Genomic DNA, 21950 nt, shown 5'->3' with positions numbered 1-21950 from the left:
TTAAAAATTTAAAATGAATGATAATTTTAAGAATAGAGTTTGACTTCGTTTATTAAAAACTCATAAACTCTTTGCTGAACTAAAATTTCTTCCTCACAGCCACTCATCAAGCGACGAAGGTGAGAAAAATCTATCTTTTTGGCGTATCTTTTGTGATCTTTTAGGTCTTTATCAATGCTTAAAAGTAGTGCATCAAGTGTGATTCTATCGTTTCTTTTAACTCTTACTACATACTCTTTAACAGTTTGGATCAAAAAGTCTTTTCTGGTTTGGTCATTTTCATAAATTTCATTTGTAATGTCATTTAAAACAAAAAAATCATCTTCGTCTGGGTCAAATTTAGCAGAGATCATAGCGGCAAAAATTTTTGCACGAAACTCTAAAGATTTGTGATGATAGATAAAAAAATCTCTAAAAGCTGATAAAAAACGAAGTTTAAACTTTCCAGACATTACTCTACTTTTTATGAAATTTGGGCTGATTATATACTTTTAAAGCTAAATTTTTAAAAATGTAACTATAAAACTAAATTTAAGTATAGTTTCTGTATGATTGCGAAGCTCCTTCTTAGACCTGTGCAATGCTTTTTATGAGCACCGCTTCAGGGTGGGAACACAGCAGAGCACTTGTATTAAGTGTGTGCCGCAGTTATCTGAGAGGGGGTCTTTCTAAACCAAAATGTCCATTAAAATCATCACAAATTTCTAAAAAATCCACTCCGTCGATCTTAGGTTTTTCGCTAAAAAATTTATACATATTATTAAAGCCGTCAGTTAGCTCTTTTGACTTGACACCGTAGCTTATAGAAATTCCAGCTTCAATGTAGGCTGAGAGTTTGTCGCAGTATTTTAGTGCTTTGCCATCGATTGGGTTAAATTTATCCTCATTTACGTTTTCCATAGTCCCTTCGTGGCAGATGATCTTACGCTCATAAGTTCTATTTTCAAACTCATCTTTTATAAATTTCTCGCCATCTTTTCTGATGCCAAGGATGTAGCTAAACTCATCTTTGATCTTTTCTGGTACAAATGGCAAAATCCTCTCATCAATAAGCCTCATCTCATACTCGCTGATGATCTCATTTAGCCCTTTTACGCCGTATTTTACAGGGCTTATGATATCCCTTGTAAGGCTCTCTGGCAGATCGTGAAATAGCGCGCAAAAGAAGTTATTTTCTAGGCGTTTTTTGCAAGCTTTTACTTTGAGTGAATAAAAATAGCTAAGTATCGCGACTACTAGCATATGTCCTAAGACCGCAGTTTCAGGGATACGAGGCGTTTGCGCCCAGCGTTTTTGAAACCTTAGCCTACCACTTAGATCAACAAGGCGGGCTAATTTTTGATTCATAGCGATCTTTCTAACGCCAATTAGCTCGTAATAATCCTCCATCTCCTCCTCAACCTTCGCCTTAAGCTCGTCGATGTCGCTTAAAAACTGGCTTGTTTGATAGACGATAGAAAATTCCCACCTAGTGGCAAGATAGCTGGCTGCTTTTAGGATTAGGCGTTCTTTTTCATGCTTTTTATCACTTTTAAAATAACTTTTAAATCTCTCTAAGAACTCGCCATTTTCAATATCTGAAATAAGGCTATCAAGATTACTTAAAACCCAGCTATTTATCTGCTCTTTTTTTGTCTTTTGGATGTGGTGAAAGACGTCTGGACGTATGTCTGTGACTACGACCCTACTTAAAAACTCAAAAATTCCAGCCTCAATGATATAGTTCATATCGGCGTCTTGCTCTTGTTTTGCTATGAAATAAGCGATGATAAATTTATGAGCTTGCTTATCAAGCTCTACTAAATTTGTCATCTTTGGATAGTCGTTCCAACGTGATATAGATGCTGCTTTAAAGATATGTTCTATAAGCTTAGCACTTATCATTATTTATCCTTTTTGACTACTTTTGGCTTCTTATCATCAGCGTAGCTTATTTTTCTAAAGCCCTCTTTGTTTGAGCTTCTTCTTGGCTTATCATCTTTTTTAAATTTATCATCTCTGTTGCCCCTGCTACCACGATCACCTGTACTTCGTCTCTCACGTGGCTTGTCACTAAAGCTTCTCTCCCTACTTCTTGGAGCGTATTCTTTCTCTTCAGCTGGCTTTTTTACCACTAGATCAGAGCTGATCTCGATAACCGTATGGACATTTCCACGTGGGTTAAAGTCGCCAACTATCTTCATAAATTTAGGCTCAAGCTTTTTCTCTAAAACAGAGTAAATTTCATTTATACTATCTTCGTGGCTGATGTTGCGGTTCATAAAGCTATTTATATAAAGCTTTATCGCTTTTAGCTCGACAACTAGCTTATTTGGAATATACTCAAGATAGATTGTGGCAAAGTCAGGATAACCAGAGCGAGGGCAAAGGCAGCAAAACTCAGGCAGAGTGATCTTTATGACATAGTCCCTTGTTTGCTTATTTTCCCAGACCTCAAGGTCACTCTCTACGTCAAATTCTTTTAAAATTTTCTCGCCGTATTTCATCTCTTCGCTCATCTTTTATCCTTTTTCTTTTAAATATCCAAGTGTTTAACGTCTTTTGCGTGATCTTGGATGTAGTTTCTTCTTGGCTCGACCTCATCGCCCATGAAGAGATTAAACGTATCAGAAGCACTTATAGCGTCATTTATATCGATCTTTAAAAGTCTTCTGTTCTCAGGGTTCATCGTAGTCTCCCAAAGCTGCTCAGGGTTCATCTCACCAAGACCTTTGTAGCGCTGGATATATGCACCTTTTTTAGCATTTTTCTCTACTTCATCAAGTACGTCTATAACGTCACTATGCAAGTCTAGGCCGCGCTCTTTTATCTTTTGGCTGATATAAAGTGCCTCTTCGTAAAGTGGATTTGTGAATAAATTTTCATTTACTATAAGCTCTTCTAGGCCGCTTTCAGTTTGGACATAAATTCTAACCTCATCATCGCTAACGTAGTGGTTTAGAATGTTGTGACCCTCAGCTTTTAAGAAATTCTTTAAAATTTCAAAAATTTCATTGTAGCTTTTTGAGACGATGTCTGGATTTTCTATCATATAGCGGATCGCCGAAAGGACGTTAAAGCGTTTTTCAAGCTCTTTTAAGACGCTTCTATAAGCTGCAACGATCTTTAAGAAATCAATCAAATCAGCACTTCCGATACCCTCTATATCAACACCTTCTATGCCAGTTTCGATAAGAAATTCGTTTAATGCCTTTTCATCTTTTAGATAAATTTCTTTCTTACCTTTTTTATATCGGTAAAGTGGCGGCTGAGCTAGGTAAATGTGGCCATTTTCTACAACTTTATTTAAAAATCTAAAGAAGAAAGTTAAAAGTAGCGTCTGAATGTGGCTACCATCGACGTCGGCATCGGTCATGATGATGATCTTATGATATCTAAGCTTCTCAGCGTCAAATTCATCTCCGATGCCACACCCTAGCGCTGTTATCATATTTTTTATCTCATCAGACTTTAAAATTTTATCCAGTCTTGCCTTTTCAACATTTAGAATTTTACCCTTAAGCGGCAATATCGCTTGAAAAACCCTATCACGTCCTTGCTTTGCAGAACCGCCCGCAGAGTCGCCCTCCACTAGGTATAGCTCGCTAATTACTGGGTCTTTACTCTGACAATCAGCTAGTTTGCCAGGAAGTGTGCCTACACTCATGCTCTCTTTTTTGCGAGTTAGATCCCTAGCTTTTTTAGCGGCTTCTCTACCACGAGCTGCCATTAGAGCTTTATCCATTATCGCTCTTGCTTCGATAGGATTTTCTTCAAAATACTTTGTAAGCACATCAAAAACCATCTTTTGAACGATAGGTTTTACATAGCTTGAGCCTAGTTTACCCTTTGTTTGTCCCTCAAACTGCGGCTCTGGCACTTTTACACTAACAACTGCGATAAGTCCCTCGCGGATATCTTCGCCAGTTATCTTTGTATCTTTTTCACGTGCAGCAGCATTTGCTTGAACGTAGTTTGTGATAACTCTTGTAAGGCCTGCTCTAAATCCAGCCTCATGTGTACCACCATCTGGAGTTTTGATGTTATTTACAAAGCTTAGTAAATTTTCACTATAAGTGTCGTTGTAAAGTAGTGCAAAATCAACAAGTACGTCATCTTCACCACCGCTAAATGAGACCGCTTTACTGACAGCATTTGCCTTGTTCATATCAGTTACAAAGCTCTCAAGTCCGCCCTCAAAATGAAAGCTCTCGCTTCTGCCATTTCTTTGATCTTTGAAATTTATAGTTATCTTTGGGTTTAGATATGCTAGTTCGCGAAATCTTTTTACTAAAATTTCATCGTCAAATTCAGTCACTTCAAATATGCTATCATCTGGCCAAAACTCGACTTGCGTGCCTGTACGGTTTGTAGTTTTTATGACTTCAAGATCGCTTTGTGGGATACCTTTTGCAAATTCTTGTCTGTGAAGCTTGCCATCACGCTTGATATTTACGACTAGCTTTTTAGAAAGGGCATTTACGACAGATACACCAACGCCGTGAAGACCGCCTGAGACCTTATAAGTGTCCTTGTCAAATTTACCACCAGCGTGAAGCACAGTTAAAACAACAGTCGCAGCTGAAATTTTTTCAGTTGGGTGCATATCCACTGGGATACCACGGCCATTATCGCTAATGATCGCTGATCCCTCACGTGTAAGCTCAACATCTATCGTATCGCAGTATCCTGCCATCGCTTCGTCGATAGAGTTATCAACTACTTCGTAGATCATATGGTGAAGACCACTTATGTTAGTATCGCCTATATACATGCCTGGGCGTTTCCTGACCGCTTCAAGCCCTTTTAGTACTTTGATATTTTCTGCGCCGTAATTATTTTCCATAATCTTGCCTTATCTTATAAATTTATCGGCATTATTACTGTTGTTAATTCTTTTGAATTTACAACAAATGCTAGTGAGCTTTCATTAAATCCAAGCTCAAAATTTTCATCTTCGATACTAGTTAAGAAATCAAGCAAGTATCTATTTTTTATACCTATGAAAAATTCATCTCCAAGCTCTAAACCAGTTTGATAATCTATCGTAGTTTTTGCTTCAGAATTATCTTCTATAACACTTTCAAATGTTATATTGTCTTTTGCAAAAGATATTTTCATTGTATCACTTAGCATTGAGATAGTTTTTATACCTTCTATCATCTTATCTCTACTTAGCTGAAGTCTTTTTCTTACCTCTTTTGGTATTACACGCTCGTAATCTGGAAATTTACCATTTATAAGTTTTGTAAAAAATTCAAAATTTTGACTTTGAGCGATTAAGATATTTTCATCATAGTAAATTTCTATCTTGTCAAAAAATAATTTTTGTATTTCATTGATAGCTTTTTTAGGGATTATTAGTGAAAATTCTTTTTCAGTTGGTGTTTGAAATCTAAATACACTAAGTCTTCTTGTATCAGTACCAACGATATTTATAAAGTCTTTTTTAATATCAAGAAAAGCTCCGTTTAGTTCAAATTTTGGGTTATTGCTATCAATACTTGGTAAAATTTTCTTTAAACTTCTTCCTAACATAACAGCGTCAACGTCAAATTTTGATTTACCTTCAATCGTTGGAAACTCTGGAAAATCTTCAAATTTATACATTGGAAGTTTGTATTTTGAGTTTTTTTGTTTTATATAAAGATAGTTATTTACAGTTTCTAACATTACTTCTTCGTCTTTTAGACTTTTTATAATGTCAAGTAGTTTTTTACCATTTGCAGTTGCGTAACCTTCATCAACGATTTTTACATTACTTAGCTTATATGCTAGACCTATTTCATGATCAGTTGCTTTTATGTTTAAAACTCCATCTTTTGCCGAGATATAAATGTGAGAAGTTATAGCACTAAGATCTCTTTTTTCAAGATATGGGTTTGTATTTGTTACTATGCTTTCAAGCATATTTTTGTTTATTAAAACTTTCATTAAAAACTTCCTTCTATTTTTAAATTTAATTTTTTTGTTTTAGTAGGTGATGTTAAAAAGTGAAAAGTGCTTTTAAACACCGAAATACAGCTATTTGAAATGTGAAAAATTATATTTTCTTTTTCACATTTATTCACAAATTTCATATTGTATTTTATCCTTTTGTCAAAATTTTGTTTTTTAATTCAGTAACTTTTAGACTAAAAATTTCATTAGTTTGTATTAGCTCATTTATCTTTTTAATATTATGACTAACGGCACTGTGATCTTTCATACCAAAATAGTTTGCAATTTGTGGCATTGAGTTTGTTGTAAGCATCTTTGCAAGATATATGATGATTCGTCTTGCTTCTACGATATTTGTAACTCTTGATTTGCTTTTTATATCACTTTGTTTGATATTTAGCTCTTTACTAACTATTTCAACGATAGTATCGAAATTTATATTTTCACGTTTTTCTTTGATCAAATCTTTTAATATACTTTTTGCAAGATCGAGTGTGATCTCTTCTTTCATAAGAGTTTTAAATACGTTTAAATTTATGATAGCTCCCTCGATCTCACGGATATTATCTCCCATGTTTGTAGCTATGTAGTTTATGACCTCTTTATTTAGATCGATTTTATCAAACTCGCATTTTTTGATGATGATAGCTATCTTTGTATCAAGTTCAGGCGGCGTAATATCAGCCATAAAAGCCTTATCAAATCTTGAAATCATCCTATCCTCAAAGCCTTTTAGCGTTTTTGGAGGTCGATCTGAAGTCATAACTATTTGACCATTTTTTGCTAAAAGTTCATTATATGTGTTGAAAAATTCCTCTTGGATTTTATCAGTTTTACCAAGAAACTGCACATCGTCTATTAGTAAAACATCGCAGTTTCTATATTTTTCACGAAATTTTGGCATTGAGTGGTTATTTATGTGACTGGTAAAATCTATCATAAATTGTTCGCTAGTTACGCAAATAACGGTTTTTCCTTTATTTAGGCAGTGATTTCCGACTGACTGGAGTAAGTGAGTCTTGCCAAGTCCTGTTGTGCCATAGATAAAAAGTGGATTGTAAAGTACACCAGGTTTTTCAGCGGCTGCTTTTGCGCTTAAAAATGCGTATTGATTTGAAGCTCCACAGACAAAATTTTCAAATGTGTAGCTTGGATTTAAAATGCTGCTTTGTGTTTTTATCTGCTTAACATTTATTTGATTTTGTTTTGATACCTTGCTACTTTTAGTAGATGAAATTTCTATATTTGGTTTTATGCCTGTTCTAACTTCATATAGATGAGCGATTTTATCAGCATATCTTGTATTTATAAATTTAGCCATCAACTCATTTGGTGCAGTAAATACGATAATATGATCGTCTGAAGCCTTTTCGTTAAATTTTAATTGCTTGATATAACTTTGGTATTCTTCAGGTGAAATTTGTGTTGAAAGATTTTCTAAAATTTCGTCTGCTATCAAATTTTTATGCCTTAAATTTCGAGAATTTTTATAGTGATACTATCTTAATTTTAATAAAACCTTTGTTAAACTCCAACAAACTTTTTCACATCGTGAAAAAGTCGTGAAAAAGTATTGAAAAGATAGTGATGAAAATTTTAGGAATCGACCCAGGTACGAAGAATTGTGGTTATGCAATACTTGAAAAAAATAAATTGAAAACTATTCTTCTTGAAGCAGGACTCATAAAAATAAAACCAAACACACTCCAATATCAGATTACCGAGCTTTGCGAGGGGCTTGATCTCATCTTTAAAAACCATAAATTTGACGAGGTCGCGATCGAAGATATATTTTTTGCCTACAATCCAAAAACGGTTTTAAAGCTTGCTCAGTTTCGAGGGGCACTTAGCCTTAAAATTTTACAGCTTCATGGTGATTTTGCCGAGTATACACCGCTTCAGGTAAAAAAAACTGTCACTGGCAAGGCTAAAGCTGATAAAGAGCAAGTGGCATTTATGGTGAAGAAAATTTTAGGAATAAATAAAGAGATAAAACCGCTTGATATCACCGATGCGATCGCGATCGCACTAACTCATGCAAATAATTTAAGAATAAGCTAAATTTTGATAGGAAAAAGATGGCAATAGTAAAAGCATTACTAATTGGCGAGGTGAAAAACTATGGCTCGCAAAGTGCAACTGATAAGTTAAATACACCATGGAGTTCAGCTATATTTAAAGTAGCTCAAAATGGTGAAATTTTTGCAAATGAACTTGGCTTTGAGGGTGATAGTGTTGCTGATACAAAGCACCATGGCGGCCCTGAAAAAGCTATATTTGCAAATTCGTTTGCAAACTATGCCCAGTGGGAGAAATTTTTAGGATTTAAAAATTTAGCTTATGGAGCTATGGGGGAGAATTTATGTGTTGATGGGCTTGATGAGAGCTGCGTTTATTTGGGCGATATCCATAAGATTGGCTCGCTTGTGCTTCAAGTCTCGCAGCCTAGAAAACCATGCTTTAAGCTCTCAAAAAGATGGGGTAATGAAAATATGGCTACTCACATCTTTGAAACAGGTCTTACTGGCTGGTACTACCGCGTAATAACACCAGGATCGTGCAAAGTGGGCGACGTGATAGAAGTTATAGAAAAAGATCCAGTTCATATGAGCATTTTAGAAGTAAATAGACTTTTTTGCGCTCCAAGTAAAAATTTAAATTTACTAGAGAAATTTAATTCTCTTACCACTCTTCCAAAAAGTTGGTATGGTGACATGGAAAGACGTATTCAAGGTATTTATAGTACGGAATATATGAGAAATTTATAATAGTAAGTAAAAGTTTTGTTATTTTAATACTCACAAACATTCAGATATTACAAGGTTTATCTGAAATTTTGTATGAGCCTTTAAATTTTAAACATTTTTTACGCTAGAATTACCAAAAATTTAAAGGAGAAGATATGCCATTACTTGATAGTTTTTGTGTAGATCATGTAAAAATGCAAGCCCCAGGAGTAAGACTAGCAAAAAGTATGAAAACTCCAAAAGGCGATGATATCAGTGTTTTTGACTTGAGATTTTGCAAGCCAAATGAAGAAATTTTGCCAGAAAAGGGCACTCACACTTTAGAGCACCTTTTTGCTGGCTTTATGAGAAACCATCTAAACGGCAACGGCGTAGAGATCATAGACATCTCGCCGATGGGCTGTAGGACTGGCTTTTATATGAGTGTCATTGGCACATCTAGCGAAGAAGCTGTAAAAAAAGCATGGCTTGCCTCTATGAAAGACATCTTAGAAGTCAAAGACCAAGATAAAATCCCAGAGCTAAATAAATTCCAATGTGGTACTTATAAGATGCACTCTCTTGATGAAGCTCATGCCATAGCAAAGAAGATTCTTGATCTTGGCTTAGTTATCATAAATAACGACGAGATCAAACTTGACGTTGATGCTATGGGACTAAAAAAGCACTGATTTGAAGCTAGCTAAACAAGAAAATCAAGCCTATTTAAAAGAGCAAATTTTAACCTATCTTGGTAATAAACGCTCTCTTTTAGGCTTTATAGATCTAGGTGTAAAATACGCAAAAGACGAGCTTAAAAAAGAGAAGCTTAGCTGCTGCGACCTCTTTAGCGGAAGTGGTGTGGTGGCTAGGTTTTTAAAGCAAAATAGTGAATTCCTAGTCGCAAACGACTTGGAGCTTTACAGCTTCATAACAAACTCATGCTACTTGCAAAATGCCACAAATGAGCTAAGAGATGAGATAAATTTCTGGCAAAAAAAGCTTGAAAAAGAGATAAAAAATAACCTTTCTGAAGGCTTTATAACAAGGCTTTACGCTCCGCAAGATGATAAAAATATTACCGAGGGCGAGAGAGTCTTTTATACTAGGAAAAATGCCATATTCATTGACGCCGCAAGAAGGCTCATAGATGAGCTAATGCCGGCTGAGATGAGAAAATTTTTCATAGCTCCACTACTTTATAATGCAAGTGTACATGCAAATACAAGTGGAATTTTTAAAGGTTTTCATAAAAATAAAGATGGCATCGGCCAGTTTGGAGGACAAGGGCAAAATGCCATCTCAAGGATCACTTCTGATATAAATTTAGCTAAGCCAATTTTCTCAAATTTTAACGTACCTTTTGAGGTCTATCAAAAGGACGCAAATTTACTAGCAAAAAAGCTTGATGGGCTTGATCTAGTTTATCTTGATCCGCCTTATAATCAGCACCCATACGGCTCAAACTACTTCATGCTAAATCTCATCGCAAGCTATGAAGAGCCAAACAATATTTCAAAAGTTTCAGGCATCGCAAAGGACTGGAACAGATCAGTCTTTAATAAAAAATCGTCAGCAAGCGAGGCATTTTTCGAGCTGATAGCAAATTTAAAGGCGAAATTTGTTCTGATTTCATTTAACTCAGAAGGCTTTATCAATCAAGATGAATTTGATAAAAATTTAAACAAAATGGGCAAGGTTCATCTGCTTCGTAAAAAATACAACGCCTACCGTGGTAGCAGAAATTTAAAAGCTAGAAACATCCACGTAGACGAACTTCTTTACGTTTTAAAAAAGTAAATTTAGCTCTCGCTTCATCACTTCTAAACCACAAACGGCACTAACTCAAATGTTAGTTTGATTCATCTTCTGGCAAACATCTCTCAAATATAAATTTATGTTCTTCAGGTAAGACATCGTAGATGGCATTTGCTAAATTTCTTATCTCCCAAAGAGCTGATTTTGAGCTTCTAAGAGAGATGAAATTTTGCAAGCTTCTAGCATTTATACTCCATGTAAGCTCTGTCTTATAGCACTCTGGCAAGCAGTATTTAACTATATCAAGGCTTTTTGTAGTTGAGGCTAAAATTTCACGCAAATTTTCAAGTGCTTTTATGCTTGCGTTATCGACTAGTTCATCATTTGTTAGCACGATAAATTTAGCCGCACGCTCAAACTGCCCTACTTCAAATTTTTCCTCTTTTTTTAGCTCTTTTAGTGTGTAGCGAGTTGATTTGACGCTTAGGCTCGCTAAGCGGTGGCGAGCTAACTCTTGAAGTAGTGCTCGTGAGATGCCTTGGATGTAAAAGTTATAGTATAGGTGCTCTAAGGTCGAAGCGTGTTTAAATTTATTGCCTACTCTATCTATTAGCTCAATATCTTTTTCGCCGCCGTTATCACCTTTTTCAAAGCTTTGCCAGCATGTGCGGATAGCGTGAGAGCAGATATTTAGTGGAGTATGATTTAGTAGTGTTACTTGCATTTTTTCTCTTTTGTAAAATTTTTTAACATTTTACAAAAAGAAGGCTGATTTTATTTGTAAATTTAAAGCATAAATTTCAAAGGGAGACAAACGCTCCCTTTTGTAAAAGTCTTAGTTATTATTGTTTTAATTGAAGAAGTGTATTTAGCATCTCATCGCTTGTTGTGATCGTTTTTGAGTTTGCTTGGAAACCTCTTTGGATAACAATAAGATCTGTTAGCGCACGGCTTAGATCGACGTTACTAGCTTCAAGCTTTGAAGCTGCGATCGTTCCCTTATCGCCTGTACCAGCTGCACCGATGACTGCTTCACCTGAGTTTGCAGTTTGTGAAAAGACATTTCCGCCCTCACTTTGGAGACCTTCGTTGTTTGTAAAGGTAGCAAGTGCTACTTTAGCTAAGCCAAAGCTTTGACCATTTGAAAATGAGCCTATTATCGTTCCGGTCTCATCTATTTTTATGCCGTTTAGAGTGCCGCCTGTGTAGCCATCTTGCGAGATTGATTCAGTTGATGAGTCTTTATCAAAGCTTGTTAAGCCGTTAAAATCAGTTCCAAGACCAAAATTTAAACTAATGTTTTGGCCACTTTGTGAGCCGTTGTTAGCTGAAAATGTTATCGTTGCTGGATGAAAACTTGCAAGTGAGCCATTTGCGTTAAATCTAGCTGTTCCAGTTATAACGTTATCTGGACCTTCACCTGTGTAGTTTATCTTAGCTGGCTCTGGTACTTGTATAACCATGCTCCACTCAGTTCCGCCATCTGTTGTAGTACCTGTCTTTGTCCATTTGATACTAACTGTGTGTTTTGAGCCAAGTGAGTCAAAAATTTCTGCCGTTGAGCCGTGGCTTGACATCATCATCTTTCCACTTGCTCTTAGAGCTTGGCCTGGGCTTAGTGCGCCATCAAGTGCTTTCATAATAGTTGTAAGTCTAACATTTTCATTTACAGCTGAATTATTTGTACCTTGAGCTGGCTTTGTAAGACCAGTTGTTGTCATATAAAGTGCATGATCTGCTACTTCATTTGATGGATTTTCTAGTTGAAATTGACCTAGCTTATTTACAGTAATCTTTGTGCCATCATTTAAATCATCAGCAAGTTTTTTAAGTGCTGCAATACCAGCTGCGTGCTTTTGATCTGGGGTACCAGTAGCAGCGGCATATGCTGTATTATAAGCTGTTTGGCATGTTGTATCAGCTATAGCTGCTCCACCAGTACCCGGAGTTATATTATGAGCTTCTGTTGCTTGTTTTATAGCATTAGGTACAGCTGAGTTTACTCTTATTTGACCGTCGCCATTGTAGTCAACGTAACTCCTTGCATCTTTTTGCATAGCAGCACGAAGATCTTCTGTTGTAGTTACTTGTCTTTCTTTCGCATCATTATATTCGTGAACTGCTGTTGTTTGTGAGCTCGTATAGACATATTGATAAGCTGTGATAATATCTCGATTTTTTAAACCGGCATCTGCTGGAGGTACTCCCATTGCTGTCGTTGCTGCTACTAATTCATCACCAGCATTGACAGTTAAGTGAATATTTTTTGTCTCTTTTGTAGTGCCAGAATTATTTCTATTTATAAGTGTTAGTTTATTACCTTCTGAAATTTCAGCTCTAACACCAGTTTTATTGTACTGAGCATTGATAGCAGCAGCAACATCACTTATGTTTGTTACATCTCCGGTTATATTTACACCATTTAATGTTATATTTAATTTTTTTGCAGTTCCATTAGTAAGTGAACCAACATTATTTGGTGATCCACTACCTATAGTAAATTTTTCAGTTTTGGCATTTGCATAGCTCACCCAGATGCCTTGTCCATCTCTTAAAGCAAGACCATTTCCAAGCTCATCAAATGTAACACCTAGATCTACACCACGCTCTGTTAAGCTTTGTTCTTTTCTTGAGTTTGTATAAAATTGATCATTATTTACATCATTTTCATTGTGGACTTCATTTGGATCTAAAATCCCGTCATTGTTATAGTCACGTCCGCCAGCAACAGAGTCTAGTGAATAAATAGGCGTGCTTCTTTGACCGATGGTGTTGCCTGAGTCAAGGTTGCCTTTTATCTTTACTTCTGTTGTTGCTCTTGCTGGAGTAGTAAGACCCTCTTTTATTACGATATTTTTTATCGGTCCAGTTGAGTCGATAGTGCCAGTTTCTTCATCTCTTGTCCAGCCTTGAACGATATAGCCACTATTGTTTACAAAATTTCCAGCTTTATCACGGACAAAGTCACCATTTCTTGTATAGTATCTTGTTGTTCCGCCATCTGGAGATACGACGAAGAAACCATTTCCTTGAAGTGCAAGGTCTGTTTGCTTATCAGTAGATGTTAGTGTGCCTTGTGAGAAAATTCTTGTAGTTGAGTTTATAGTCGTTCCTAGACCTATTTGCATAGCATTTTGACCGCCTAGCTGACCTTGTGGAGCAGTAGCGACTCTTGGAGTTTGGCTTAGTATATCAGCAAAATTTGCACGGTTGTATTTATAACCATAAGTATTGACGTTTGCGATATTGTTGCCTTCTACGTCCATGGCTATCTGGTGGGCTTGTAGGCCTGAAACACCAGACCAAAGTGATCTCATCATTGACTTATCCTTTTTGCGTTTTAAATTTTTATATTTTTCAAAAGCAAAAGATGTTCCAAAAATTTATATTGATAAAAAGTAGAAGAAATAAAAAGAAATTTGGCGTAATTAACGCCAAATTTTATCCAAGTATCATAGCTCCAACGATGCCACCGATGATAAGTGGGATATTGAAAAATACAAATGTAGGTACACAAGTATCATATATGTGGTTGTGTTCACCATCAGCATTTAGACCGCTTGTTGGCCCAAGTGTGCTATCACTTGCAGGACTTCCAGCATCTCCTAGAGCTGCAGCGATACCAACTAACAAGATGATGGCTGGTACGCCAAAGCCAAGGCTAACGCATAGTGGCACATAGATAGAAGCTAAAATAGGAATAGTACCAAAGCTAGTGCCTATGCCCATCGTGACTAAAAGACCGATAAGTAGCATCAAAAATGCTCCGCCTATCTTGCCACCAGATACCAAGCTAGCGTATTTTACAAGCTCGTCTATGCCGCCACTCTCTCTTAAGATAGTGCCATAACCTGCAGCAACTAGCATGATAAAAGCGATAAATCCCATCATAGCAAGGCCATTGTCCATGATCTTATCTACTTTTTTATACTCGATACCGCCAAAAACGACCATAACCAAAAGTCCAAGTAGTGCGCCAAGAGGTAGCAGCTCAGTATAAATTTGCACACCAAAAGCCACAACTGCACCAGCTAAAACTGCCCACTCCTTTTTAGTCATCTCAAGGTTTTTTGCGCGCTCGATCTCATCAAGCTCTTCTTTTTCAAATTTTGAAGTTTTATAGTCTCTTTTTTTACCATAAAAAAGTATGGCGAGGATAAGTCCGATAAGCATAGAAGCACCACCTATCCACATAACAGAAGATATATCAGAAATAGATGTGGTTATGCCGTTATTTGCTAGCTCTTTTTTTAAGATATTGTGAAAAAGCAGACCAAAGCCAACACTAAGGCTTACATAAGGTGCTTGAAGACCAAATGTCAAAGCACAAGCCACTGCACGTCTATCTATCCCCATTTTGTTCATAATAGCAAGAAGTGGTGGGATCAAAATAGGTATAAAAGCTATGTGAACTGGGATTAAATTTTGAGATAAGCACGCTATAAATGCGATAGTTAGTATAAAAATCACTTTATTTGAGCTAAGGAATTTACTCAAAGCATTTATCAAGATAGCAGTTAAATTTGTATTTGCGATGGCGGCTGCTAAAGCACCAAGCAAAATATAACTAAGCGATGTTTCAAGATTGCCTTGCATACCGCTTATGAGGCTTTGTGTAGTCTCTTTTAGGGCTGTAAAGAGGCTATCGATCCCACCTGCAATGCCACTTTCAAATCCACTAAATCCATGCTTATACATTACTCCCGCAACAAGAGCAGAGATAAGGATAGAAAGCAAAATGTTAAAACGCAATAGACAAAGTATCGTCATTACCAAAATGCTAAAAACAACAGGGTTAAATATAAGCATGAGCGTCCTTTTTGTGAGTGTTGAGAGATTATACAAATGTGTGGCTTATTAAATTTTAAAAAGAGTGGCTTAAGTGGGCTTGTGTTAAGATTTTGAGTAAATTTTAAAAGGAAAAAACGATGGATTTAGAGAAAATTTATAAAGAGGCTGGGGCATATTTAGAGGGACATTTTTTACTAAGCAGTGGCAATCACTCGCAGTTTTATCTCCAAAGCGCAAAGGTGCTTGAAAATCCAGCTTTGGCTGGAAAGCTAGCTGATGAGCTTGCCCGTGTGATAGAGAAATTTGGCATTAAATTTGATAGCGTTTGCTCGCCTGCACTTGGAGGAATTTTAGCTGGCTATGAGCTAGCTCGCGCAGCAAAGAAGCGTTTTATCTTTACAGAGCGAGTTGATAGAGTGATGAGCTTAAGACGCGGATTTGAAGTGAAAAAAGGCGAGAAATTTATCATTTGTGAGGATATCATCACGACTGGCGGCTCGGCACTTGAAGCAGCGCACGTGATAGAGAGCCTTGGTGGTGAGGTAGTTGGCTTTGCAGCACTTGCGAATCGTGGCTTTTGTAAGGTTGCAAATTTAGACAATAAGGCTAAACCAAATGCCAAACTACCAAGCGATAAGCCGTTTTTTGCTTTAGGAAATTTTGAGTTTGAAATTTATGAGCCTGAGCATTGCCCACTTTGTAAAAATGGAAGCAAAGCGATCAAACCTGGAAGCAGAGGCAACTAAAATTTAATACCATAAATATAGCTATCTTTCTTTTTTAAATTGATCGATAGCTAAAATTTTTAGAAAAATCCAAAAATAGTATTCATAGAAAATTTTAATCAAGACTTCAAATCATTTCAACAAAAATTTATAGTTTAATTTTTAAAAGTAATCTGTTTTTTATATTGGTATGAATTATTTTTTAGATAATCTTATTTTTTAAGCTACCAAGTGATAATATCTGCTCAAAAAGCGAGATGAAGCTATGCAAGAATATGATATTTTAGACGTTTTATCAAATAAAAAGGTCCTTTGCCTTGAAGATGAAGAGGCGATTTTAAAAAATATTTGTGCTTCTTTGGAACTATTTTTTGCCGAGGTAAATGGCGTAACAGATGGCTATGATGCACTTGAGCTAGCGATGAGCGATGCTTATGATGTTTTAGTACTTGATATAAGCGTGCCAAATATCGATGGGCTAGAGATCGCTAAAAAAGTAAGAACTATAAATCAAAAAATTCCTATCGTGATCTTATCAAGCCACATCGAGCAAGAGTATTTGTGGAGAGCAGTTGAGCTAAAGATCACAAGATATCTTGCAAAGCCATATGATAAAAAATCATTTATAAAAGCCCTAGAAGACGTTGCTTTAGAGCTTGTTGGACGTAAGCCGACTCTTAGGCTAAATGATGAATTAGAATACGATTTTGGCAAAAAAGTACTTTATATAAATGGTGAAATTTCTCATCTAAGTAAGAGTGAAAGTAGGCTTTTAGAGTATTTTTTAAACAACAAAAATCAAACTATAACTTATGAACAAATTTTTGATTATATTTGGGAGTATGAGCAGCCAAGCAAAGAGGCGATAAAGACGATCGTAAAAGAGCTTAGAAGGAAGCTTGGCAAAGATGTGATTAAAAATTTATACGGTGTAGGTTATCTTTGTGAAATATAAATTTCAGCTAATCGTTAGTGTTTTTATCTTTGTTTATCTCTTAATATCCGCACTTGTTTTAAATTTTTATAATAATCTTGCAATGAAAGATGCCAAAAAAGAGGCGTATTATGTGCTTGAGAGTATAAATTCTGTAAGAGAATACATTGCAGGCGTTCAGCGTCCGCTAATAGAGCAGCTAAAGCATGAGGGCATTATAAAAGAGGATTTTTTTGATGAGAGATTGCTTTCATCTTCGTATATAAGCCGTGAAATTTATAATATCCAAAAGAAAAAATACAATCTTGACTTTGACTACAAACTAGTCGCCATGGCACCTTTAAATAAAGCTCATGAGCCAAATGAATTTGAAGCGCAGGTATTAAGAGGCTTTAAAGAGAATAAATTTAGTGAGTTTTCAAAGATTATAAAAGATGAAAACGGCTCACAATTTTTTGTAGGGCTTCCTATAAAAAGTCAAAATACATCTTGCCTAGCCTGTCACAATAGCGAAAGTGCTCCAAAACAGATGTTAGATCGTTATGAAATTTCAAATGGAAAAATTTCTGAAGCAAGTGAGATGATGGCAATGCTATCTTTTAAAATCCCACTACGTGCCATTTTTTCTTACCATTTAAAAGAGGTTGTCATCATAATGAGCGCGATAGCCTTTGTATTTGGGATATTTTTACTACTTGTTTATAAGATGCATAGGCGCGGAGAAGAGAGTAAAAGGCAGACCGAGCAGCTAATGATACATCAAAGCCGCCTAGCCTCAATGGGCGAGATGATAGGCAATATCTCACATCAGTGGAAGCAACCTTTAGCTCAAATCAGCTCAGCTTTAATAAATTTAGAGCTCTATCAGGAGCGAAAAAAGCTTGATGAAGCAAAAATTTATGAGTTTATAGAAGAGACTAGCAAACAGATAAATTTCATGTCTGAAACGGTTGATGATTTTAAAAACTTTTTTAAGCCAAATACTTTAAAAAGGGAGTTTAGCGTAGAGGAAGTGATAAATCAGACTATAAAAATTCTAAACGCCTCACTTAAGAAATATCAAATCGAAATAGAGATCGATATAAGAGAAAATTTTACGATTTTTGCAAATTTTAATGAAATAATCCAAATTTTAATAAATATTATAAATAATGCAAAAGATGCATTTAAACAAAGCTATGTAAAGCCAAGAGTAATAAAAATTTATACTTTTGTAAAAGATAATCGTAAAAATTTATGCGTGCAAAATAATGCAGGAGCGATAAAAGCTTCGTTTTTAAAGGTTATCTTTGAGCCACACTTTAGCACGAAAGAGTCTGGCAGTGGGCTTGGTTTATATATGAGCCGGCTAATCGCTAGCAAAAATAACGCCCTAATCTTTGCTAGAAATGTAGATGAAAATAGTATTACATTTACAATTAGTTTCGAAAATTTATAATTTATTAAAATTCCCCCTTTTCTACCCTTTTTTGGTGTTAGTATTATCAGTATGAAATCATTTTGATTTTAGGATAAAAAATTTAAAGGAGGGCACATGAGAAATCTACAAAAAGCCTTAGCTGGTTTGCTCATGGGTGTTAGCATCTTCGCTTCACAAGCCTGTTGCGAAGAGCATAATATGCAGATGTCCGATAAAGCACGTGATGTTATCGCAAATCCTAAAGGCACACTGCAAAGTAGAGGTGTTATCTCCTTGCAAGACTACGTCGTAGAAGAGCAAGAGATGTATAACTGGTTATTTAAAAACCACCCTATTTTTACAAAATATGGTGGTAAAACCGTCGGTAAAATGGTCGTTCATGACCGTGGCTTAGAGTGGCTTGCCGAGGGACATGGCTTTGATATGTCAAAGCTTAGTAAAAGAGATGGCGGTAAGGGCTATAGCTCTATGATGTATAGAATTCCAGCCACTTCATCACTTCAGTTTCCTAACAAATTTGTAGGTCCAGAAAAGTGCGGTGAGTGTCACCCAGCCCAGTATGAAGTGTGGAGCAGATCTCGCCACGCAACTACTATGCGTTTCCCTGGCGAGCACCCAGAGGTTAATAACAACCTAACTGAGCCAGTATTTGACAAAGATACCGCTTCTATCCTTCCAAAAGGTATCACTCCAGATGTTATCTATGCAACTGTTGGTCACTTAAGAACAAAAATGGGCTACGTTGATGCGTGGCTACTTCGTGGTACTTACTACGTTGAGGGCGGTTTGCTAAGAGATGGCACAGGTCAGATCGTAGCTGGTGGTAACCAATGGCAAAGAACATGGGCGTTAAATTTAGACGACGCAACTGTTAAAAAGATAAAAGAGCTTGTCCCAGAATTTCCTGGCACTCTTGAAGAGTATGGCGACAATGGCGGATATGTTAGAGGTCTAGCTTCATACGCCGCAAAACACAAAAAGTCGATGTTTTTCCAAGCGAACTCATCATATTGTGAAGTTTGTCACCCAGTTAAATTTGATTTCAAATCAAAAGCAGAATTTTACGCAGCACTTGGTAATGCTAAAGAGCTTCAAAAACACACTATCTCAAAAGGTGTAAGCTGTGAGGAGTGCCACGGAGCTGGCGGTCACCTTGATGGGGCTACAAATTTTAGAACATCAAACTGCGAACGCTGCCACCAAAGATTTAACTTTAGCCCAGATTTAATGCGAGCTAATCCGCTTAACAACGGCAAGCTTGATCTTTCTTTAAGCTCTAAATTTAAATCAATGGGACCAGGATGCGGATCTGAGGGTTCACAATCATACTTTACGGCTCACTATGATAAAGGTATGAGATGTGTTACTTGCCACGATCCACACGATAACACAGGCCCAGTTGTAGGCGATAAGAGCGTAACTGGTATGAACTATAACTCAGAACAAGGTTATCTAAGCTCATTCTATACTAAACCAAAAATTAGAAAAGAGTGTAAAGATTGCCACGAGACTCAAGCATATATCGCATCTAAAGCAGATACTCACAAAGATAACACTTGTGCATCTTGCCACATGCCATTTATGATGAGTTGTGAGAATTTCTACGCTGTTCAGTTCCAAGACAACGCTGGCTTTGATACTCAAAGAAGATCTCACATCTGGAAGATCATGGTTGATCCAAAAGAGAAATCTCTAGTACCAGGCGATGCTGCTAAAGGTCCAAGAGATGCTAAAGATTGGCACTTTGAAAGAGATAAAAATGGCCATAACTACGTTGACTTGATGTGGGCGTGCGCTAGAACATCTTGGGCTGATAAAGACATGAAAGATACCAAAGGCTGCCACAGCCCAGTACTATCTGAGCTAAAACCAACACTTCACTTCAAAAACCAAAAACAAGTTTATGATGAAGTTATGGGATGGCAAACTCCAGTTAAGAATGAATTCTCTGAAGTTAAGATTGGTATTGAAGGACTTTACTCACTACTTGAGACTAAAAAACTTGATGCAAGTGATAAAGTAAGAGTTTATGAGCTTATCCAAAATGCTCAAGAGATCATCGATATGGTTGAAAAAGATGGTTCGTGGGGTATGCACGGATTTAAATTTACTAAACAAAAACTCGATGCATCAAAAGAGTATATAAAAGAAGCTCAAAGAATTTTGAATAAAAATTTATAGCATTTAGGGGCTAGTTTTAGCCCCTTTAATCTTAAGGGTTTGATATGAAAAATAAGGTTTTAAAATTTACGCTACTTCTTAGCTTAAGTGCTTCTGGTTTGCTTGCAAATGTAGATTCAAATGAGTCTTATGCTATGGGAGCAACAAGTGGTGGATATGTTTTAAAAGGGTTACTTGAACAAAAACAAATAGGCATTAGCTACGATGCTGAGGCCGTTATCAAAGGTTTTAGTGATGCACTAAAAGGAGAGCTAAAACTAAGCGATGATGAGATAGCAAAGCTACTAAACAAAAGAGCTGAAAATTTAGACAAGATAGTAAAAGAAAAAGAAGCCGCCATACTTAAAGAGAATTTAAAGCAAGGCAAGGCTTTTATGGATAAAAATGCAAAAAATAAAAATGTAAAAACGACAAAATCAAAATTGCAATATGAAATTTTAAAATCAAGCAAAAAGGGAGCGACTCCAAAACAAGAGAGTATCATCATAGCAAACTACAAAGCTAGCTTTATCGATGGTAAGGTCTTTGATGAGACAAAAGAGGCTCCAGCTCATCTTTCTATGCTAAATTTGATCCCAGGTCTTGAAGAGGGCTTAATGCTCATGAAAGAGGGCGATAAGTTTAAATTTGTTATCCCGCCAGAACTTGCGTACGGCGATAGCGGCATGGAGGGCATACCTGGAGGCGAGACTATCGTTTTTGAGATAGAGCTTGTTAAGGTCTTAAAGCCAGGTGAGTTAGCCGAGGCTGCAAAGAAAATTCACGAAAAAGAACTAAATGAGGGCATCAAAAAGCCTCATTAAGATAAAAAATGGAGTTAAAAATGCAAAATCAAAAAAATAGAAGAGCCTTTTTAAAAAGCATGGTAGTTGTGGCTGCTGGTGCTGGTGCGGCAAGTAGTGGTTTTGCTTTTAAGAGTGAAGAAAGTGTAAAAAAACCACATTTTGGTATGATATTTGACCAAAATAAATGTGTTGGCTGTACAGACTGCGAGATAGCTTGCAGAAAGGTAAATTTAGTCCCAAAAGGGCAGATGAGACTTTTTATAGAAGATAAGACTAATCCTAAAAATTTACTCGATAAAAGATTTGTAAGGGTATCTTGTCAGCAGTGCGTCGATGCGCCTTGTGTAGCTGTTTGTCCGACCAAGGCTTGTCATAAAGACGAAAAAACTGGCATACAAACTACAAACATAGATGATTGTATCGCCTGTAAATATTGCATCGTAGCCTGTCCGTATGATGTGAGATATATCGATAAGGTTACGCACTCAGCTCAAAGCTGTAACTTTTGCGTAGATACAAATTTAAAGGACGAAAAAGAACCAGCTTGCGTAGAAGCTTGTAGATATGAGGCGATCGTCTTTGGTGATCTTAACGATGAAAATTCGCACATCAGTAAGCTACTAGCCGTAAAAGATAGCATAAGGCTAAGAGCAGAGCTTGGCACAAAACCAAGCCTTAGATATATTCCTAAAGTAAAAATGGGGGTGTAAG

Annotated in this window: 19 protein-coding genes and 1 other RNA gene; 11 read left to right on the top strand and 9 right to left on the bottom strand. The window is 36.4% G+C overall.

Annotated elements, in window-relative coordinates; translation table 11 throughout:
* Nucleotides 1–26: 26 nt before the first annotated feature.
* On the bottom strand, nucleotides 27–452 hold the full coding sequence (locus tag CVT18_RS02720; RefSeq protein ID WP_087586502.1) for a hypothetical protein: 426 nt from the start codon (nucleotides 450–452) through the stop codon (nucleotides 27–29).
* A 112-nt stretch (nucleotides 453–564) separates the two neighbouring features.
* Here CVT18_RS02720 and ffs point away from each other — a divergent pair.
* An RNA gene (ffs, locus tag CVT18_RS02715) (signal recognition particle sRNA small type) lies at nucleotides 565–662 on the top strand.
* Here ffs and CVT18_RS02710 read toward each other — a convergent pair.
* The 5 genes from CVT18_RS02710 to dnaA form a co-directional block, all read right to left on the bottom strand.
* The gene (locus CVT18_RS02710) at nucleotides 649–1884 is read right to left on the bottom strand and encodes an HD domain-containing protein (RefSeq protein WP_103628484.1); all 1236 of its coding nucleotides are present in this window, start codon (nucleotides 1882–1884) and stop codon (nucleotides 649–651) included. The two genes, ffs and CVT18_RS02710, sit on opposite strands and share 14 nt — an antisense overlap.
* Nucleotides 1884–2498 carry a preQ(1) synthase gene (queF, locus tag CVT18_RS02705; RefSeq protein WP_234410257.1) on the bottom strand — a complete coding sequence of 205 codons (615 nt, stop codon included), beginning with the start codon at nucleotides 2496–2498 and terminating at the stop codon, nucleotides 1884–1886. Before queF ends, CVT18_RS02710 begins: the two co-directional genes overlap by 1 nt.
* A 17-nt stretch (nucleotides 2499–2515) precedes the next feature.
* The gene (gene gyrB / locus CVT18_RS02700) at nucleotides 2516–4825 is read right to left on the bottom strand and encodes a DNA topoisomerase (ATP-hydrolyzing) subunit B (protein WP_103628483.1); all 2310 of its coding nucleotides are present in this window, start codon (nucleotides 4823–4825) and stop codon (nucleotides 2516–2518) included.
* 14 nt (nucleotides 4826–4839) lie between these two features.
* Nucleotides 4840–5913, bottom strand: coding sequence for a DNA polymerase III subunit beta (dnaN, locus tag CVT18_RS02695; protein WP_103628482.1), 1074 nt, complete (start codon nucleotides 5911–5913; stop codon nucleotides 4840–4842).
* Nucleotides 5914–6067: 154 nt separating this feature from the next.
* Nucleotides 6068–7378 carry a chromosomal replication initiator protein DnaA gene (gene dnaA / locus CVT18_RS02690; protein WP_054195855.1) on the bottom strand — a complete coding sequence of 437 codons (1311 nt, stop codon included), beginning with the start codon at nucleotides 7376–7378 and terminating at the stop codon, nucleotides 6068–6070.
* A gap of 122 nt (nucleotides 7379–7500) precedes the next feature.
* On the opposite strand from dnaA, the gene ruvC reads away from it, so the two are divergent.
* From ruvC to CVT18_RS02670, 4 genes are all read left to right on the top strand, one after another.
* Nucleotides 7501–7980 (top strand): crossover junction endodeoxyribonuclease RuvC, encoded by a 480-nt coding sequence (ruvC, locus tag CVT18_RS02685; RefSeq protein WP_180996827.1) that lies wholly within the window; start codon nucleotides 7501–7503, stop codon nucleotides 7978–7980.
* A gap of 17 nt (nucleotides 7981–7997) precedes the next feature.
* Nucleotides 7998–8687, top strand: a complete 690-nt coding sequence (locus tag CVT18_RS02680; protein ID WP_107824206.1) for an MOSC domain-containing protein — start codon at nucleotides 7998–8000, stop codon at nucleotides 8685–8687.
* A 134-nt stretch (nucleotides 8688–8821) separates the two neighbouring features.
* On the top strand, nucleotides 8822–9337 hold the full coding sequence (gene luxS / locus CVT18_RS02675; protein ID WP_107824205.1) for an S-ribosylhomocysteine lyase: 516 nt from the start codon (nucleotides 8822–8824) through the stop codon (nucleotides 9335–9337).
* Nucleotide 9338: 1 nt separating this feature from the next.
* Nucleotides 9339–10445 (top strand): DNA adenine methylase, encoded by a 1107-nt coding sequence (locus CVT18_RS02670; protein WP_107824204.1) that lies wholly within the window; start codon nucleotides 9339–9341, stop codon nucleotides 10443–10445.
* Nucleotides 10446–10497: 52 nt separating this feature from the next.
* Here the strand turns inward: CVT18_RS02670 and thyX are convergent, their stop codons facing one another.
* The 3 genes from thyX to CVT18_RS02655 all read right to left on the bottom strand — a co-directional run bounded on the left by thyX (nucleotide 10498) and on the right by CVT18_RS02655 (nucleotide 15212).
* Nucleotides 10498–11127 carry an FAD-dependent thymidylate synthase gene (gene thyX / locus CVT18_RS02665; protein ID WP_107824203.1) on the bottom strand — a complete coding sequence of 210 codons (630 nt, stop codon included), beginning with the start codon at nucleotides 11125–11127 and terminating at the stop codon, nucleotides 10498–10500.
* A 118-nt stretch (nucleotides 11128–11245) separates the two neighbouring features.
* Nucleotides 11246–13723, bottom strand: coding sequence for a flagellar hook protein FlgE (gene flgE, locus CVT18_RS02660; RefSeq protein WP_107824202.1), 2478 nt, complete (start codon nucleotides 13721–13723; stop codon nucleotides 11246–11248).
* A gap of 121 nt (nucleotides 13724–13844) precedes the next feature.
* Nucleotides 13845–15212 carry a Na+/H+ antiporter NhaC family protein gene (locus CVT18_RS02655; protein WP_107824201.1) on the bottom strand — a complete coding sequence of 456 codons (1368 nt, stop codon included), beginning with the start codon at nucleotides 15210–15212 and terminating at the stop codon, nucleotides 13845–13847.
* A 119-nt stretch (nucleotides 15213–15331) separates the two neighbouring features.
* On the opposite strand from CVT18_RS02655, the gene pyrE reads away from it, so the two are divergent.
* The 6 genes from pyrE to CVT18_RS02625 all read left to right on the top strand — a co-directional run bounded on the left by pyrE (nucleotide 15332) and on the right by CVT18_RS02625 (nucleotide 21949).
* Nucleotides 15332–15940: an orotate phosphoribosyltransferase gene (pyrE, locus tag CVT18_RS02650; RefSeq protein WP_107824200.1), complete on the top strand. Its 609-nt coding sequence runs from the start codon at nucleotides 15332–15334 to the stop codon at nucleotides 15938–15940.
* 244 nt (nucleotides 15941–16184) lie between these two features.
* The gene (locus CVT18_RS02645) at nucleotides 16185–16874 is read left to right on the top strand and encodes a response regulator transcription factor (RefSeq protein ID WP_054197345.1); all 690 of its coding nucleotides are present in this window, start codon (nucleotides 16185–16187) and stop codon (nucleotides 16872–16874) included.
* Entirely contained in the window at nucleotides 16864–18291 is a 1428-nt protein-coding gene (locus CVT18_RS02640; RefSeq protein WP_107824199.1) for a DUF3365 domain-containing protein, read from the top strand. The genes CVT18_RS02645 and CVT18_RS02640 overlap by 11 nt, the downstream gene beginning before the upstream one ends.
* Before the next feature lie 96 nt (nucleotides 18292–18387).
* A complete protein-coding gene (locus CVT18_RS02635; RefSeq protein ID WP_087578086.1) occupies nucleotides 18388–20454 on the top strand; it encodes a multiheme c-type cytochrome in 2067 nt (688 codons plus the stop codon).
* A gap of 44 nt (nucleotides 20455–20498) precedes the next feature.
* The gene (locus CVT18_RS02630; protein WP_072595292.1) at nucleotides 20499–21257 is read left to right on the top strand and encodes an FKBP-type peptidyl-prolyl cis-trans isomerase; all 759 of its coding nucleotides are present in this window, start codon (nucleotides 20499–20501) and stop codon (nucleotides 21255–21257) included.
* Between the two features lie 20 nt (nucleotides 21258–21277).
* The gene (locus CVT18_RS02625; RefSeq protein WP_021090331.1) at nucleotides 21278–21949 is read left to right on the top strand and encodes a 4Fe-4S dicluster domain-containing protein; all 672 of its coding nucleotides are present in this window, start codon (nucleotides 21278–21280) and stop codon (nucleotides 21947–21949) included.
* Nucleotide 21950: the final 1 nt, after the last annotated feature.

This window comes from Campylobacter concisus, assembly GCF_003048405.1.
In the GTDB taxonomy this organism is placed as follows: Bacteria; Campylobacterota; Campylobacteria; order Campylobacterales; family Campylobacteraceae; genus Campylobacter_A; species Campylobacter_A concisus_Q.
Note: the sequence above shows the minus strand (reverse complement) of the source record. Positions and strands in the feature narration are given on the sequence as shown.